Origin of the sequence: Paenibacillus sp. FSL R5-0749, from assembly GCF_038595085.1 — a bacterium.
In the GTDB taxonomy this organism is placed as follows: Bacteria; Bacillota; Bacilli; order Paenibacillales; family Paenibacillaceae; genus Paenibacillus.
The window spans coordinates 6,256,442-6,270,551 of the sequence record NZ_CP152005.1 but is presented as its reverse complement, the minus strand read 5'-3'; the positions used below and the strand labels follow the sequence as shown (position 1 = coordinate 6,270,551).

Sequence of the window (14,110 nt, the reverse complement as noted above, 5' to 3'; positions counted from 1 at the left end):
TCCAAAATAATATGGAAACCCAATCAGATGAGTCTATCATAGCTCCAATCGTTGAGGAATAGTTTGTTTACAAATCTCATTTCGTTAACGCCTGTGCCGTTGATTCTATGAAGTTGTACTTCATGGAATCTTCATTCACAAGACAGTGCAAAAGCCTTCCCAAACTATAAATGCAGTGTTATAATTAAAACAAGATTTAGATTAAGTCTAAATTAAAACGATGAATCAAAGTAACGCCATAACAATCATTTACATTCTATTTTTATATTCGAGAGGGGATAAATTCCATGAGCACAATCCAAACTAGAAACAACACTTTTGCTAACAATGCCACAGCACTTCAAGATGTCCTGAACCGTCAGATCGCAGGTTGGTCCGTATTGTACACGAAACTGCATAACTTCCACTGGTATGTCCAAGGACCTCATTTCTTCACACTACATGCCAAATTCGAAGAGTTGTACAACTTGGCTACGGCGAATATGGACGAAGTTGCAGAGCGTTTGCTGGCTATTGGTGGACGTCCGGTGGCTACAATGGCTGAACAGCTGCGTCTGTCTCCAATTGAAGAGGTACAAGGCCAATTGTCTGCTGAGCGTATGGTAGAGTCGGTGGTTGCTGATCTGCGTACCATGGTAGAAGTGATTCATCAAGGCATTCACGAAGCGGGAGAAGCAGAAGATAACGCAACGGAAGATATGTTAATTGGATTCACCGCTGCGCTGGATAAAGAGGTCTGGATGTTAAACGCATTTCTGGGCAAATAAGCAAGGTTACCCTTCATCCTGACAACGATATGTAGAGTCCGTGAACAAAGTGCCCGTTCGCTTACAAATCCAGTGCGCTTGCCGTATAATGATGGCATCCAAGATGTACAGAATGGTGGAATGAATGATGCGGTCAGACCTGGAACAATTGCAGGAAGAAGCTGAACGGTTTATATATACATGTTATGAAGAGCTGGGCTATTCGCGTGAAGATGCGCAGGCCCGGCTTGTTGCTGTTATGGAGGAGATCGAAGTAACGGGTACCTATGTGCATACCACAGAAGAATTGGAACAGGGTTGCAAAATGGCCTGGCGGAACAGCAACCGATGCATCGGGCGGCTGTTCTGGGATAAATTGCGGATTGTGGATGCCCGTCATGCCGATACGGCAGGAACGGCAGCGGATGCTGTGTTGAATCATATTCATGTGGCATCCAACGGAGGCAAGGTCATTCCGATGATTACGATTCTTCCTCCGGATGGTCCGAATGGAGCCCCGGTACGTGTCTGGAATCATCAGCTCATTCGTTATGCAGGATATGAGACAGAGCAAGGCATTATTGGCGATCCTGCTTCCGTGGAGCTGACCAAGGTAGCCATGTCACTTGGCTGGCAAGGAACAGGTGGCTCTTATGATGTGTTACCGCTCATCATTCAGGCACAAGGACAAGCGCCAGAGTGGTATGTTATACCCGAAGAAGAGATTGTGGAAGTGATGATTGAGCACCCGGAGCAGAAGGAAATTGCTGAGCTGGGTATGCGTTGGTATGGTGTGCCGATGATCGCCGATATGCGTCTGGAGATTGGCGGTATATCCTACCCGGCAGCGCCGTTCAATGGTTGGTATATGGGTACGGAGATTGGCGCCCGTAATCTGGCGGACACGTTCCGGTATAACAAGCTGCCTGCGGTGGCGGGAGCGTTTGGGTTGAATACGTCAAGTGAAACAACTTTGTGGAAGGACCGGGCGTTGGTGGAGTTGAATGTCGCTGTGCTGCATTCGTTCAAAAAAGCAGGCGTGAGCATTGTGGATCACCACACGGCGGCAGCGCAATTTGCGATGTTTGAACAGCGTGAAGAGAAGGCTGGGCGTGAGCTGACCGGGGATTGGGTGTGGCTGATCCCGCCAGTCTCCCCTGCGACGACGCATATTTTCCACAGCTCGTATCGCAATGAGATTGTGAAGCCGAACTTTTTCCATCAGAATCAGGCGTATACGCTGAAAGATGGCGTGGCATCTGCCGCAGAACTGCGAAGCAGTGAGCAGCAGAATGCACAGGTAGAGCATCCCCAGCCACTGGCCGGGGATGCGCCAATGAAATGCCCGTTTGCACATTAATTGTGCAGACGGGTTATTTTTTGTGATCCTTTTTTCAAAGGCAGGGTTACCCCTCTTTCAATCGGTACCGACTGCGCATCACACCCTGAACGGCAATGGCTACCGCAATCAGTACCAGATTGAACACAAACACGGAGTACAGTGAACCAACCTCCATCAGCAGCGCTGCAACCAGTGGGGATACGATGGAGCCAATCTCAGCCGCAGAGACAATTTTGCCTATGACAGAGCTTCGACTCTCATCGGGGATATGATCACCGACATGGGCAAAGAACGAGTCCATGTAACATGCCCCGCCAACCCCGCCAATCAGCATGCCAACGTAGACCCATAGATGGGATGACGTGCTTAGAAATACAGCAACTTCGATGCCAATCAGGAACATGCCGAGCATACATAGCAACAGACGATCCCCCATCCGGTCAGAGAGATAACCAACAAAGGGTGCAGAGGCAAGCGTAGAAATCCCGGATACAGTGAAGGCGAGACTGGTTGCAAAGGGGTCCCAATGCATGATGTGAGCTGCATACAATGCGAAGTAGGTGAGAAACACCGCATAGGCGCTCATCTCCAGAAAATGTACTGTACCATAGCCGAGAAGCTGCTGACGCTGGGTAAGCTCTGTAGTTGGGCTAATCGTTATTGAGCCGGAAGCTTGATTGGATTGGGAGATACCTGTACCTTGCCTATGCAGTGCACCAGATGTTGTTGAAGGTAAAGGAGGTGCCGTCATCTTCATTCCCATCGCAGCGACCACAGCCATCAGACAACATAACGTAACAAGCAGGAAAGGAACTGACAGAGGCCAGTGCAGCGCGAGCCAGCCACTAATAACCGGACCGAGCACCATTCCGCCACCCTCACTGCTGCTGATATATCCATTATACAGTCCGCGGTTGTCTGCATTGCCCCCATCTCCGATGATGGAACGCACGACCACGGTAAGCCCGGTGGAAGCCAGCCCTTGCAGCAGTCGGAGCAGGCCGAACAACACCGCAGCAGTAGACACCGCAAAGCCACCCATGCAGACAGCGAGCAGTAACAGCATGAGGATGAGAGCACGTTTACCCCCGAGTTTCTTATAAATTGCCGCAGCAGGAATGCCACCAATCACTTTCCCCACATAGAAAAGCGCAAAAATAACCCCCATCATCCAGGCAGACAGGCCAAATTCCTCAATAAACAAAGGAAACAGGGGCAGGATCATGAACCCGCCCATCTGACTAAGGAAACAAATCGTTATCAGCAAAGGCAGATTACGACGAATATCCAAGAGCCAAGACTCCTTTCACATATAAAATGGAATCCCAAACGTGCTTCATATTCCAAAGGAATGCGTAGATATCGACATATACCCGTAATGTATGCAGGATTTTTGAGAATAAGAAGAAAATGACACGCGGCGTTTACATCAAAACCATTGCGGTTATACCTGAATCATATATAATAGATGGGTTATCTATAAGGATGCATGAACGAAAGTGTACAGAATTAAAGAGGTACCTCAAGTATAAGGGGGCGATGTGAAGCATGTCAGAACAACAACCGATTATCCGCTTCGAAGCGGTGACTCAGCAATACGATCAGGATGAAGCCGTATTGAAGGCAGTCAGCTTTGAGATTGAGCGGGGTAAATTTTATACGCTTCTTGGCCCATCGGGCTGCGGAAAAACAACGATATTGCGGCTGATTGCCGGTTTTGCGGAGCCGACTCAGGGCAGTATTTATTTTAATGGTGCGCTCATTAACCGGGTGCCTGCCCACCAGCGGCAGGTGAACACCGTATTTCAGGATTACGCGTTATTTCCACATCTGAATGTATTTGAGAACGTAGCTTTTGGTTTGCGAATCAAAAAGATGAAAACGGCTGAAATTCGCAGCAAAGTGTTGGAAGCCCTCAAGTTCGTCAATCTGTCGGGTTATGAGAATCGTGAAATTGGTGAAATGTCCGGTGGACAACGGCAACGTGTTGCGATCGCACGCGCAATTGTGAACGAGCCTGAAATCCTGTTATTGGACGAGCCTTTGTCTGCACTCGATCTGAAGCTGCGGACCGAGATGCAGTATGAATTGCGGGAGCTGCAACAGCGACTGGGTATTACGTTTATCTTTGTTACGCATGATCAGGAAGAGGCCTTGGCGATGTCGGATGAGATCTTTGTCCTGAATGGCGGCGTGATTCAACAGAGCGGTACACCGAACGATATCTATGATGAGCCGATTAACCGTTTTGTAGCGGACTTTATTGGGGAATCGAACATTGTATCGGGCAGAATGAAGCAGGACTTTGTGGTGGAATTCGCTGGTGCACAGCACGAGTGTGTCGATCAGGGTCTCCAGCCGGACGAGCCGGTAGAGATTGTCATTCGCCCAGAGGATCTGGAGATTACAACCGAAGAACAGGGCAAGCTCAAGGTCAATGTGGACTCCCAATTATTCCGCGGGGTGCATTACGAGATATCCACGTACGACGATGCGGGCAATGAGTGGCTTGTTCATTCAACGAAGAAAGCCGTTGTTGGCGCGCGGATCGGACTCTATTTTGACCCGGAAGCTGTGCACGTCATGCGCTTTAACGAGACTGAGGAAGAGTTCGACAAACGACTTGAAGCTTATCAAGAGGCCGCTCATGCAGACTAAGGCCAGCACACGCAATGCGTATCTGATTCCATATGTATTATGGATGGTGTTGTTCGTTGTGGCGCCGGTTCTGCTGGTCATCTATTATTCATTCTTCGATGTGGAGGGTAACTTCACGTTTGGCAACTACGCCCGGTTCTTCACGCCGGTGTACTTGCAGATGACGCTCAGTTCGTTCTGGTATGCATTTCTGATTACGGCATTCTCGCTGCTGATCTCGTATCCGACGGCGTATATGCTGACCCGGACGAAGCACAAGCAGCTGTGGTTGCTGCTGATTATTCTGCCAAGCTGGATCAACCTCTTGTTAAAAGCGTACGCCTTCATCGGCTTGTTTGGAACGTATGGTCTGACCAACTCCCTGCTTGAAGTTGTGGGTATTGGCACACAGCAGATTTTGTTCACCGATTTCAGTTTTATCTTTGTCTCGGTGTACATCTTCATTCCATTCATGATTCTGCCGATCTTCAATGCGCTGGAAGAGATGAATCCATCGTTGATCTACGCGGCGCGTGATCTGGGGGCTTCATCGTGGCTGACATTCCGCCGGGTGATCTTTCCGCTGACGATTAGCGGTGTGAAATCAGGCTGTCAGGCTGTATTTATTCCTGCGCTGTCCCTGTTCATGATTACCCGCCTTATTGCGGGAAACCGTGTAATTACGCTGGGAACAGCGATTGAACAGCATTTTCTCGTCACCCAGGACTGGGGGATGGGGTCAACGATTGCCGTCTTTTTGATTATTGCGATGGCGATTATTATGTTCCTGACCGGATCAGGCAAGAAGGAGGTGCGTAATGGGAAGAAACGGAAAGCTGTCTAACGTCTATCTGGCCGTTGTATTCGCCATTCTGTACGCACCGATTGCGTATCTGATCTTCTATTCCTTCAACAGCGGCGGTCATATGCGCAGCTTCGAAGGATTCACGCTTGAATGGTACAGAGAGGTGTTCGCCGATACACGGCTGCTCATCATTGTGCTGAATACATTTATCATTGCACTGCTGTCATCAGCGATCTCAACGATCCTTGGTGTAGCAGGAGCACTGGCGATCTACCATGTGCGTCGCAAACGAACGAAGAATACGTTGCTGTCACTCAATAACGTGCTCATCGTTAGTCCGGATGTCATCATTGGTGCTTCATTCCTGATTCTGTTCACCATGATTGGCATCAAACTGGGCTTCACTTCGGTCCTACTGTCTCATATCGCATTCAGTGTGCCGATTGTCGTCATCATGGTACTGCCGAAGCTGCAGGAGATGAGCCCAACACTGATGGATGCGGCACGCGATCTGGGCGCTGGATCATGGCAGATTCTGACGCGTGTGGTGCTGCCATACGTGAAACCCGGTATTTTTGCCGGATTTTTCATGGCCTTGACGTACTCGCTCGATGATTTTGCAGTCACATTCTTTGTCACGGGTAATGGATACTCCACGCTCTCGGTAGAGATATACTCCAGAGCAAGGCAGGGTGTTTCGTTGTCCATCAATGCGTTGTCTACCCTGTTATTCCTGCTCACGGTGCTGCTGGTGGTTGGATATTACTTCATTAACCGCCGTGCAACACGGATACCACCTGGAGGAAAGGGGCTGCGACCATGAAGCAACTGGTACGGACATTTGCGCTTGTTTTTGTGGCCGCCTTTGCTCTTATGATCCTGGCTTCGTATCTGAACAAGAGTCAGGGATATTCTGGCGGCAACACACTGACCATCTATAACTGGGGCGATTATATCGATCCTGATCTGCTCAAGGAGTTTGAGGACGAGACAGGCATTAAAGTCATCTATCAGACGTTTGACTCCAATGAAGCGATGCTGACCAAGATTGAGCAGGGCGGTACTACGTTTGATGTGGCGATTCCTTCTGAATATGCGATTAGCAAAATGAAAGAAGAAGACCTGCTCGTACCACTCGATCATAGCAAATTAACCAACCTGGACAACATTGATCCGCGATTCATGGACTTGTCCTTTGATGAAGGCAACAAGTACTCCATTCCTTATTTCTGGGGCACGGTGGGGATTGTATACAATCCTGAGCTGGTGGACGGGTTGACGTTTGATAGCTGGAATGACTTGTGGGACCCACGTCTGAAAAATCAAATCCTGCTCCTTGATGGCGCACGCGAAGTCATTGGCATGGGATTGAACAGTCTCGGGTATTCCCTGAACGATACCAACGAAGACCATCTGCAAGAAGCACTGAAGAAGCTGTCTACATTGACGCCGAACGTCAGAGCAATTGTCGGAGACGAGATCAAGATGCTGCTTGCGAACGAGGAAGCGGCAGTTGGACTTGTATGGTCCGGGGATGCGTCGGAGATTATGGATGAGAATGACAAACTGGATTACATGGTGCCGGAAGAAGGCTCGAACCTCTGGTTTGATAACATGGTTATTCCGAAGACGGCGACGAATATTGAAGGGGCACACCAGTTTATCAACTTCATGTTGGACCCCGACCATGCCGCTCGCAATGCCGAGTATGTCGGGTACTCTACGCCAAACGCTGAGGCGCTGAAGTTACTGCCAGAGGACATCTCCGAGGATGAGCGCTTCTATCCAGACGAGACACTGACAGGCAAGCTGGAGGTCTACGATAATCTGGGTAAAAAAATGCTCTCGCATTATAACGACCTGTTCCTGGAGTTTAAAATGCATAGTAAATAACCGCCAATAGCGTGTACACAGTTCGTTAGATCCTCAAAAAAAGACAAAAAGGGTAGCTGCTCGTCATTTCACTTGAATGACGAGCAGCTACCCTTTTTATATTACCTACTTCAGAGCAAAAGCGTAGGTTATGTTTTTTCGTGCACACGTTAACGGAGGGGACAGAACAAACGAAGGAAGCGGAGCGTTCGCCTTTATCACCGGATTTTCCCATTGTAAAGGGGAATCAAAAAAATCCGGGGATAACAGCGATCCGAAGTTGTTCTGTCACCGCAGTGATCAAGTGGAAACGAATAAAGGGTTACATGCGCTTTTTGCGACCCACCATGATCCAAGCCCCACCCATAATCAGTACAATCGCTACAAAAGGCTGGATAAAGCTCAAACTGCTCAGCATCGTGCCAATCGACATCACAGCGAAGAACAGCAGCGAGATAACCGTCAGAATGTTGATGGGGATCAGCAACCATTTGTTCCGACCACCGAACCAGTAGAGTTCAAACAAACCCACAGCTACAGCCAGAATGAAGCCCGGCCACATCGTACCCCAGTTGTTAAACAGCATGGCGATCTGACAGACAATACCCACAGTGAGCAGCAATCCACCGGGAACCAGCAGTCCAACCCCTCTGCCAATCATGGAGAAGTAGAGCCAGTGGAAGAACAGTCCTAGTGGAATCACGAATAACGTGGGCCAGAAGGTCGCAAAGATCGTACCCGGACCGAGTGAACCTCCCTGGTTCAGAATCAGGTACACGCCCAGCAAAATGAGAACAGGCGCAAGGATCGTACGTTTAGCCATAATATCTCTCCTTCTCAATACAAAGATCAAATTTCCGAACGGTGTATGTAGAGCAATTACTTTCGTTACTCACAGCATACCATGAACTGGAAAAGTCTATCCTCCGTCTTTGGAGTTAAAGTGAACCTAGACCAAAGTCTAGGTACGTAAATTTGGGGAACTATACTCCCTAGATGAGTGTGTAGTTGAACATGCTAAGAACCCACTCTATTGAAGAGTGGGTTCTGTCATTTTTTTTATCCAAAACGTAGCTTGTTATTTCACCACATCTGAATTTTTCTTGCCCCAGCTGTTCACGCCGTCATCCTCAATGATGGAGATGGCTGCATCTGCGATGTCAGGGTTCGTCATCAGTTTCTCCTGAATCCGGAACTTGATGTCATCCGCATCCGCCAGGCTGAGTCCTTTGGTTAACTCAATCAGACCTTCCACATGATAATAACGGCCTTCCTGAATGATACGCATCATCTGAATATCGGCAACATGCGTATCTGCCAGAATGGTCTGGGATACTTTGTCCTCAATATCCTGCGGAGCCGCAACACCAATTAATCCGATCATATTATCGTAACCGACACGGAAGGCTACAGCGATCATCAAGCATCCAATAATCGTGGTTACAATGCCATCAAGCAATGCAAAATTGGTTAAGGCAATGACCACGACAGAGATTAACGCTAGCGTGGCACCCAGTACAGCGACAACATCTTCGTAGAATACGAGACGGGTTGGTGGCGCAGCACGGCCAACATTTTTGATGGCAGCAGGGACCAGGGCCAATCCGGCGGCTTTGGGTGCCCGTGCTTCTTTTAAGATTTCCTTCATGGCTTTGATCAGAATGGCCCCATCAATCAGAATGTTCAAGACGAGCACACCGATATTAATCCAGAGTCCCCCGGAATGACCGGCAGGATGCTGGAGCAAGTGAATCCCCTCATGAATGGTCTCATAGGCCATAATCGTCACAACAATAACAGCGATCATACAGAAAATGTTAATGACCCGTCCAAATCCGGTTGGGAAGCGGCGTGTAGGTTTTTTCTCGGATAACACACTTCCGACAAAGACAAACCCTTGGTTAATGGCATCAGCGAGTGAATGCATCGCCGAAGCGAACATGGCGCCACTGCCACTGAATAGGAAAGCTCCCCCTTTGCACACAGCAAGTACAGCATTACCTGCCATCGCAACGGCGGAGGAGGTGTTCCCCTTTTTGACGAGAGACATAAAGCTCTCAGACTTTGGTTGTTCAGCCACTTCGTATGTTCCTCCCAGATCAATGTAATGTGTAGAAAAGGTAGTCCTCATCTACATAGGTTGTGCATTTCCACTAAATGTTATTATAACCGCTTTGACATATCCCAGCATTATGCAAAAAAGGTCATATCATCATGGATTAATGCAATCCATAGGAAGTGAAGAGATTACAGCTGAAGTAACTTACACTTCCTTAGTACTCAATGGCCTCCAAGGCACGTAGATTCCGATTGGACTGTTCCAACAATTCCGTAAATGTCCCAGCCACGTAATATACAAAATCCGGATCATGTATGTACATAATAATCTGCCCGTACGAACCTTCTTCTGTCGGATCAAAGTCGAACATCAGATACAGTGATCCACCTCCGAGCATGCCAAACGTAACCCATTTTTTCTGAAAAAGGTAGGGTTTGATTCGGGGATCAAGTTCTCCGATCTCTTCTTCGGTAAAATAATCATCCATGCGGTTCTCCACCAGCGTGGATTGCTCCTTTTGAATCCTTTCCAAGGACAACAGATAAAATGGCTCAGTTTCCCGTCCTTCCTCAAGGCTTGGATACAAGACGTGAAAGCCATAACCGCTTCCATTTTTACGTTTATAAAACGCACGAAAATCAGCAGGTAAACGAATGCCATGTTCCCTCTCGAATGCGTCGAGCTGCTCATCCGTCACACCTTCAAACTGGCGATATGCCTCCAAGAGCTCCCGGTTTTCCTCATCTTGTACCTTCTCCTCCAGCAACATATCCAGTTCATCCATCAATTCATATATACGCTGTTCTGGCATGCATTTCCCCTCCGTATGAGCTATTCAAATAATATGGCGAGTGTTATGCGAGCAAACTCTGCCTGATTTCACCTCATATTATAGTTATAAGCCGCAAAAGCACACAAGAAACCGGAGTCCTTGCTTTACATACTACAATGGTCTCATTATTCTAAGGCGGTTGTTGCGTAATTAGCACACCTGGCTCCATCCCAATCAATGGTGTACAGCTTTCACGAAAGTCGCTCCTAACAACAAATAAGCATGGTTTACAGGGGCAATCCCCTGTAAACCACGCTTACTTTTATCAACTATATAAATGAAACTAGCTTTTCACATCGTCCTCTTTAATCAAATTTCCAACAGGACAAGCTCAGGTTGCCATACTGATAGGCTTTGAACAGGAGCGATGCCTGCTTATTTTGATGACCTGCACCCATGGCGAGCAGTAGTGGTACAAAATGCTCCGGCGTAGGTACGGCCGCTTGAGCTGAAGGTGCCAATTTATCATAGGAGAAGAGAGACTCCGTATCCCAACTCACCAGCTTGTCATGCAGCCAGTTGTCGAATTCGGATGCCCACGGGTCAACGCCGTTACTTTCCCAGTTCAATCGACGCAGGTTATGAACGGTTCCGCCGCTGCCAATGACAAGAATGTCTTGCTCACGCAAGGAAGCGAGCGCCTGTCCGACCTGATATTGCTGCTCACCTGTCAGATAGCGATTCACAGACAAGGCAATTACGGGAATATCCGCATCCGGGTAGAGCAGGCGCAGAACGACCCAAGCGCCATGATCCAGGCCACGGACATCATCCGTCTGTACTGGAATCCCGGCTTCTTGCAATAACTGCTCTACTTCGGCAGTGGTTTCTGCCTTTCCTTGAGCCGGATATTTGATCTGGTACAGCTCGGGCTGGAAACCTCCAAAATCATAGATGGTTTCGTAATTGGCTACTGAGGATACAAGCTGAGTTGTGGATTCCCAGTGAGCAGAGAACAATACGATTGCTTTAGGTTTTGGCAGTTCCTGTCCGAGTTTCTGTAAAAATTCGGTGTACGCATTCTCCTCCAGTGCCAGTGATGGGGCACCGTGAGCAATAAACAGGGATGGCATCATTATGAATTCAGTCCTTTCGGGTCTTCGGTAGTCACATTTGCATCTATCCGGAGCCATTGTTGGAATTGTTGATATAGATCGGGTGTCACTTGATGCCCACCGTTGTAAGGTACATACGTGACGTGATGGGTATGTTGACGGAAGAAATTGGCGTTGTCTTCGCCCAGTTGCAGCGGGAATAGATGATCCTGATCCCCATGCGAGATAAACACAGACAGTTCCGAATCGGGTTGCAGCTTGTACTCGTCTTTCACAAATTGCGGGATGTACCCACTCATGGCTACAATGCCTTTAATGGCATCTCCCATGATCAGTGATAGGGTCATTGCCATAATGGCACCCTGACTGAATCCGGCGATATAACGCCGCTTGGGATCAATCGCATATTTGCCGGACAGATCAACAATCAACTGTTGCAGTCCCAGCACGGAGGCATCATATAATTCGCGGATGGGATTGCCGATGCTTTTGATCTGAAAATAAGCATAACCACTACCCTGAACGATTGGCCCACGGATGGCGACGATAATAAAATCAGACTGCATAGGCTCCATCAAACGAAGCATATCTTGCTCATCTGATCCCATACCATGTAAGGCGAAGATGACAGGATAACGTTGATCTGGATTGTAATGAGACGGTAATCGGACTTCATGTATATAAGGAGAATTCATTGAAAACACCACCTGATGAGGATTGAGTTACATATATTATTCTGATGCTGCATGATGAAGTTCACCAATATGAAATAAATATTCTTATTTATGAACAAAATCTATCATGGTTTGATTGTAGGGTCAATACTTTTTTTGTATGATGAATATATGTTGTTTATAAGAAACCTTGAATAGCTCTAAAAGAAGTGTCGCTGCGTATGGTCATAATTTATTCCCGAGGACGTGATCCGGATGTTGAAGAGTATCGTGCCTATTCTAAGGATGTTTGATGAAAAAAAGGCCAAAGAATTCTACCTTGAATACCTGGGTTTCCAATTGGATTGGGAACATCGATTCGAACCGAATATGCCCTTGTACATGCAGGTTTCGCTCGATTCCATCGTGATTCATCTGTCCGAACATCATGGAGATTGCACACCTGGTGCTGCCTTGCGCGTGGAGACAGACAATGTGGATGCATTACGGGATAAACTTATTTTGCAAGAGTACACATATTCCAGACCCGGTATTGAGGAGACACCTTGGAATTCAAGAGAAATGACCGTGACTGATCCGTGTGGCAACCGAATTATATTTGTTGAGTCACACGCCGAATAAATAACCTGAAGAAGATCATTAGAAGGGGAGGGACGCATGATGGATATTGGCTTGGCTATTCGAACAATCCGTAAGCAGAAACAGATTACGATCATGCAGATGTGCGAGGGCACGGGGTTGTCCAAAGGTTTTATCAGCAACGTGGAAAATAACAAAACGTCACCTTCCATTGCTACGCTTGAAAGTATTGCGGATTATCTGGAAGTGCCACTTCCCTACTTGCTGTTGACACCGGAGCAACGGATGAACGTGGTACGCAAAAACGAACGCAAGGAAACGACGGCCGGTAGTGGACAGATCAAAGTGCAGCACCTTACCGCCAAAGGCGCCATGCGCATGTCCATTGTAGAATTGCCGCCAGGCGCATCGACAGGGGTTAGCAAACATGCGGGGGAAGAAAGCCATCTGGTGTTGCAGGGCAAGATTCGGGCGGAGCAATGCGAAGATGTGGAAGTTCTTGAAGTGGGTGATTCGTTCACCTGGAATGCGATCGTGCCCCATGAAGTAACCAATATCGGTGAGGAGCCCGCCGTGGTGCTCATTGCGGTGTCCAAGGAATTAGGTTTGGATCATTTGTAGAATGCAAAAAGGACGACTCCCTAGTCATGAACATGTGACATGCATACATGTACAATGGAGACGTCCTTTTTATATTTCTAACGAACTGGGAAGGTCAGAAGCACGCTATCTATTGTGGATTCGTTGTCCAGATGCCTGCGGCTTTAACGAAGACACGATCGGACAGCTTGAGCGTTGCGAGTGCAAGTTCAGCTACATCTTCCGCTTGCATCATGCGGTCTTCGTCGCCAATTTTCAGTCCGGCATTGGACGCAAGCTCCGTATTAACTGTGCTTGGTGTCAATGCGGTTACACGAATGTTGGACTTGCGCACTTCCTGCATCAGAGATTCGGTCATGCCGAGTAGAGCAAACTTGGATGCACAGTATGCCGAACCTGTAGCGAACCCACGCTCACCTGCAGTGGAAGCAATATTGATGATACTGCCGCTACATTCCTTGATCATGCTTGGAAGCACGGAGCGAGTGACGTAATATGTACCCATAACGTTCACATGCAGAATGCGTTCCCACTCTTCGGGGTCCATTTCCAGCAATGTACCGAAGCTTCCGATGCCTGCATTATTAATCAGGATGTCCACCGCTCCGAGTTCCATCTCGATGGCTGCTACAGCGGCTTCCGCCTGTGTGCGATCCGAGATATCTGCCACAGCACTGGTTACTTTCACACCGTATTCTTGACTAAGAGACTGCTGCAGAGCCTGAAGATCCGAAGCGGTGCGAGCGATAAGGCCGAGGTGCACTCCTTCTTTGGCAAGTGCTTCAGCGATGGCACGACCGATGCCTTTACCGGCACCTGTGATGATAGCTGTTTTATTTTTAAGTTCCATGTGGATAATTCCTCCTTAGAATTGGACTGGCATTTGATTATACTATATTACCCACAGTT

The 14,110-nt window shown here is 48.0% G+C and carries 15 protein-coding genes; 8 read left to right on the top strand and 7 right to left on the bottom strand.

The features are described 5' to 3' along the window. Window positions 1-287: 287 nt before the first annotated feature. Window positions 288-767, top strand: coding sequence for a DNA starvation/stationary phase protection protein (locus tag MKY85_RS27965; RefSeq protein WP_339238446.1), 480 nt, complete (start codon window positions 288-290; stop codon window positions 765-767). A 127-nt stretch (window positions 768-894) separates the two neighbouring features. Next, window positions 895-2,106, top strand: a complete 1,212-nt coding sequence (locus MKY85_RS27960) for a nitric oxide synthase oxygenase (protein ID WP_342573492.1) — start codon at window positions 895-897, stop codon at window positions 2,104-2,106. A 46-nt stretch (window positions 2,107-2,152) separates the two neighbouring features. Here the strand turns inward: MKY85_RS27960 and MKY85_RS27955 are convergent, their stop codons facing one another. Further along, entirely contained in the window at window positions 2,153-3,379 is a 1,227-nt protein-coding gene (locus MKY85_RS27955) for an MFS transporter (RefSeq protein ID WP_342571290.1), read from the bottom strand. Window positions 3,380-3,636: 257 nt separating this feature from the next. On the opposite strand from MKY85_RS27955, the gene MKY85_RS27950 reads away from it, so the two are divergent. The 4 genes from MKY85_RS27950 to MKY85_RS27935 are packed head-to-tail and all read left to right on the top strand — an operon-like array spanning window position 3,637 to window position 7,423. After that, entirely contained in the window at window positions 3,637-4,746 is a 1,110-nt protein-coding gene (locus tag MKY85_RS27950; protein ID WP_124116634.1) for an ABC transporter ATP-binding protein, read from the top strand. Continuing rightward, window positions 4,736-5,569: an ABC transporter permease gene (locus MKY85_RS27945; protein ID WP_017691799.1), complete on the top strand. Its 834-nt coding sequence runs from the start codon at window positions 4,736-4,738 to the stop codon at window positions 5,567-5,569. The genes MKY85_RS27950 and MKY85_RS27945 overlap by 11 nt, the downstream gene beginning before the upstream one ends. Beyond that, window positions 5,544-6,353 carry an ABC transporter permease gene (locus MKY85_RS27940; RefSeq protein WP_062836831.1) on the top strand — a complete coding sequence of 270 codons (810 nt, stop codon included), beginning with the start codon at window positions 5,544-5,546 and terminating at the stop codon, window positions 6,351-6,353. Before MKY85_RS27945 ends, MKY85_RS27940 begins: the two co-directional genes overlap by 26 nt. Further along, entirely contained in the window at window positions 6,350-7,423 is a 1,074-nt protein-coding gene (locus MKY85_RS27935) for an ABC transporter substrate-binding protein (RefSeq protein ID WP_339238439.1), read from the top strand. Before MKY85_RS27940 ends, MKY85_RS27935 begins: the two co-directional genes overlap by 4 nt. Window positions 7,424-7,724: 301 nt before the next feature. Here MKY85_RS27935 and MKY85_RS27930 read toward each other — a convergent pair whose 3' ends face one another. The 5 genes from MKY85_RS27930 to MKY85_RS27910 form a co-directional block, all read right to left on the bottom strand. After that, window positions 7,725-8,225, bottom strand: a complete 501-nt coding sequence (locus MKY85_RS27930; protein ID WP_017691802.1) for a hypothetical protein — start codon at window positions 8,223-8,225, stop codon at window positions 7,725-7,727. Window positions 8,226-8,480: 255 nt separating this feature from the next. After that, window positions 8,481-9,482: a cation diffusion facilitator family transporter gene (locus MKY85_RS27925; RefSeq protein ID WP_342571289.1), complete on the bottom strand. Its 1,002-nt coding sequence runs from the start codon at window positions 9,480-9,482 to the stop codon at window positions 8,481-8,483. 193 nt (window positions 9,483-9,675) lie between these two features. Then, window positions 9,676-10,272, bottom strand: coding sequence for an SMI1/KNR4 family protein (locus MKY85_RS27920; protein WP_342571288.1), 597 nt, complete (start codon window positions 10,270-10,272; stop codon window positions 9,676-9,678). 326 nt (window positions 10,273-10,598) lie between these two features. Continuing rightward, the gene (locus tag MKY85_RS27915; protein WP_342571287.1) at window positions 10,599-11,369 is read right to left on the bottom strand and encodes a class III extradiol ring-cleavage dioxygenase; all 771 of its coding nucleotides are present in this window, start codon (window positions 11,367-11,369) and stop codon (window positions 10,599-10,601) included. Continuing rightward, the gene (locus MKY85_RS27910) at window positions 11,369-12,043 is read right to left on the bottom strand and encodes an alpha/beta hydrolase-fold protein (RefSeq protein ID WP_342571286.1); all 675 of its coding nucleotides are present in this window, start codon (window positions 12,041-12,043) and stop codon (window positions 11,369-11,371) included. The genes MKY85_RS27915 and MKY85_RS27910 overlap by 1 nt, the downstream gene beginning before the upstream one ends. 234 nt (window positions 12,044-12,277) lie before the next feature. Between MKY85_RS27910 and MKY85_RS27905 the strand changes: the two genes are divergently transcribed. Further along, on the top strand, window positions 12,278-12,643 hold the full coding sequence (locus MKY85_RS27905) for a glyoxalase superfamily protein (protein WP_339257785.1): 366 nt from the start codon (window positions 12,278-12,280) through the stop codon (window positions 12,641-12,643). A 39-nt stretch (window positions 12,644-12,682) separates the two neighbouring features. After that, the gene (locus MKY85_RS27900) at window positions 12,683-13,222 is read left to right on the top strand and encodes an XRE family transcriptional regulator (RefSeq protein ID WP_339243225.1); all 540 of its coding nucleotides are present in this window, start codon (window positions 12,683-12,685) and stop codon (window positions 13,220-13,222) included. A gap of 109 nt (window positions 13,223-13,331) precedes the next feature. On the opposite strand, the gene MKY85_RS27895 is transcribed toward MKY85_RS27900, so the two are convergent. Continuing rightward, entirely contained in the window at window positions 13,332-14,051 is a 720-nt protein-coding gene (locus tag MKY85_RS27895) for a 3-ketoacyl-ACP reductase (protein WP_342571285.1), read from the bottom strand. Between the last annotated feature and the right edge of the window lie 59 nt (window positions 14,052-14,110).

Coding starts and splice junctions, on each gene's coding strand:
- MKY85_RS27965 (WP_339238446.1), top strand. CDS start 288: ATGAGCACAATCCAAACTAGAAACAACACTTTTGCTAACAATGCCACA.
- MKY85_RS27960 (WP_342573492.1), top strand. CDS start 895: ATGCGGTCAGACCTGGAACAATTGCAGGAAGAAGCTGAACGGTTTATA.
- MKY85_RS27950 (WP_124116634.1), top strand. CDS start 3,637: ATGTCAGAACAACAACCGATTATCCGCTTCGAAGCGGTGACTCAGCAA.
- MKY85_RS27945 (WP_017691799.1), top strand. CDS start 4,736: ATGCAGACTAAGGCCAGCACACGCAATGCGTATCTGATTCCATATGTA.
- MKY85_RS27940 (WP_062836831.1), top strand. CDS start 5,544: ATGGGAAGAAACGGAAAGCTGTCTAACGTCTATCTGGCCGTTGTATTC.
- MKY85_RS27935 (WP_339238439.1), top strand. CDS start 6,350: ATGAAGCAACTGGTACGGACATTTGCGCTTGTTTTTGTGGCCGCCTTT.
- MKY85_RS27930 (WP_017691802.1), bottom strand. CDS start 8,225: ATGGCTAAACGTACGATCCTTGCGCCTGTTCTCATTTTGCTGGGCGTG.
- MKY85_RS27920 (WP_342571288.1), bottom strand. CDS start 10,272: ATGCCAGAACAGCGTATATATGAATTGATGGATGAACTGGATATGTTG.
- MKY85_RS27915 (WP_342571287.1), bottom strand. CDS start 11,369: ATGATGCCATCCCTGTTTATTGCTCACGGTGCCCCATCACTGGCACTG.
- MKY85_RS27910 (WP_342571286.1), bottom strand. CDS start 12,043: ATGAATTCTCCTTATATACATGAAGTCCGATTACCGTCTCATTACAAT.
- MKY85_RS27905 (WP_339257785.1), top strand. CDS start 12,278: ATGTTGAAGAGTATCGTGCCTATTCTAAGGATGTTTGATGAAAAAAAG.
- MKY85_RS27900 (WP_339243225.1), top strand. CDS start 12,683: ATGGATATTGGCTTGGCTATTCGAACAATCCGTAAGCAGAAACAGATT.
- MKY85_RS27895 (WP_342571285.1), bottom strand. CDS start 14,051: ATGGAACTTAAAAATAAAACAGCTATCATCACAGGTGCCGGTAAAGGC.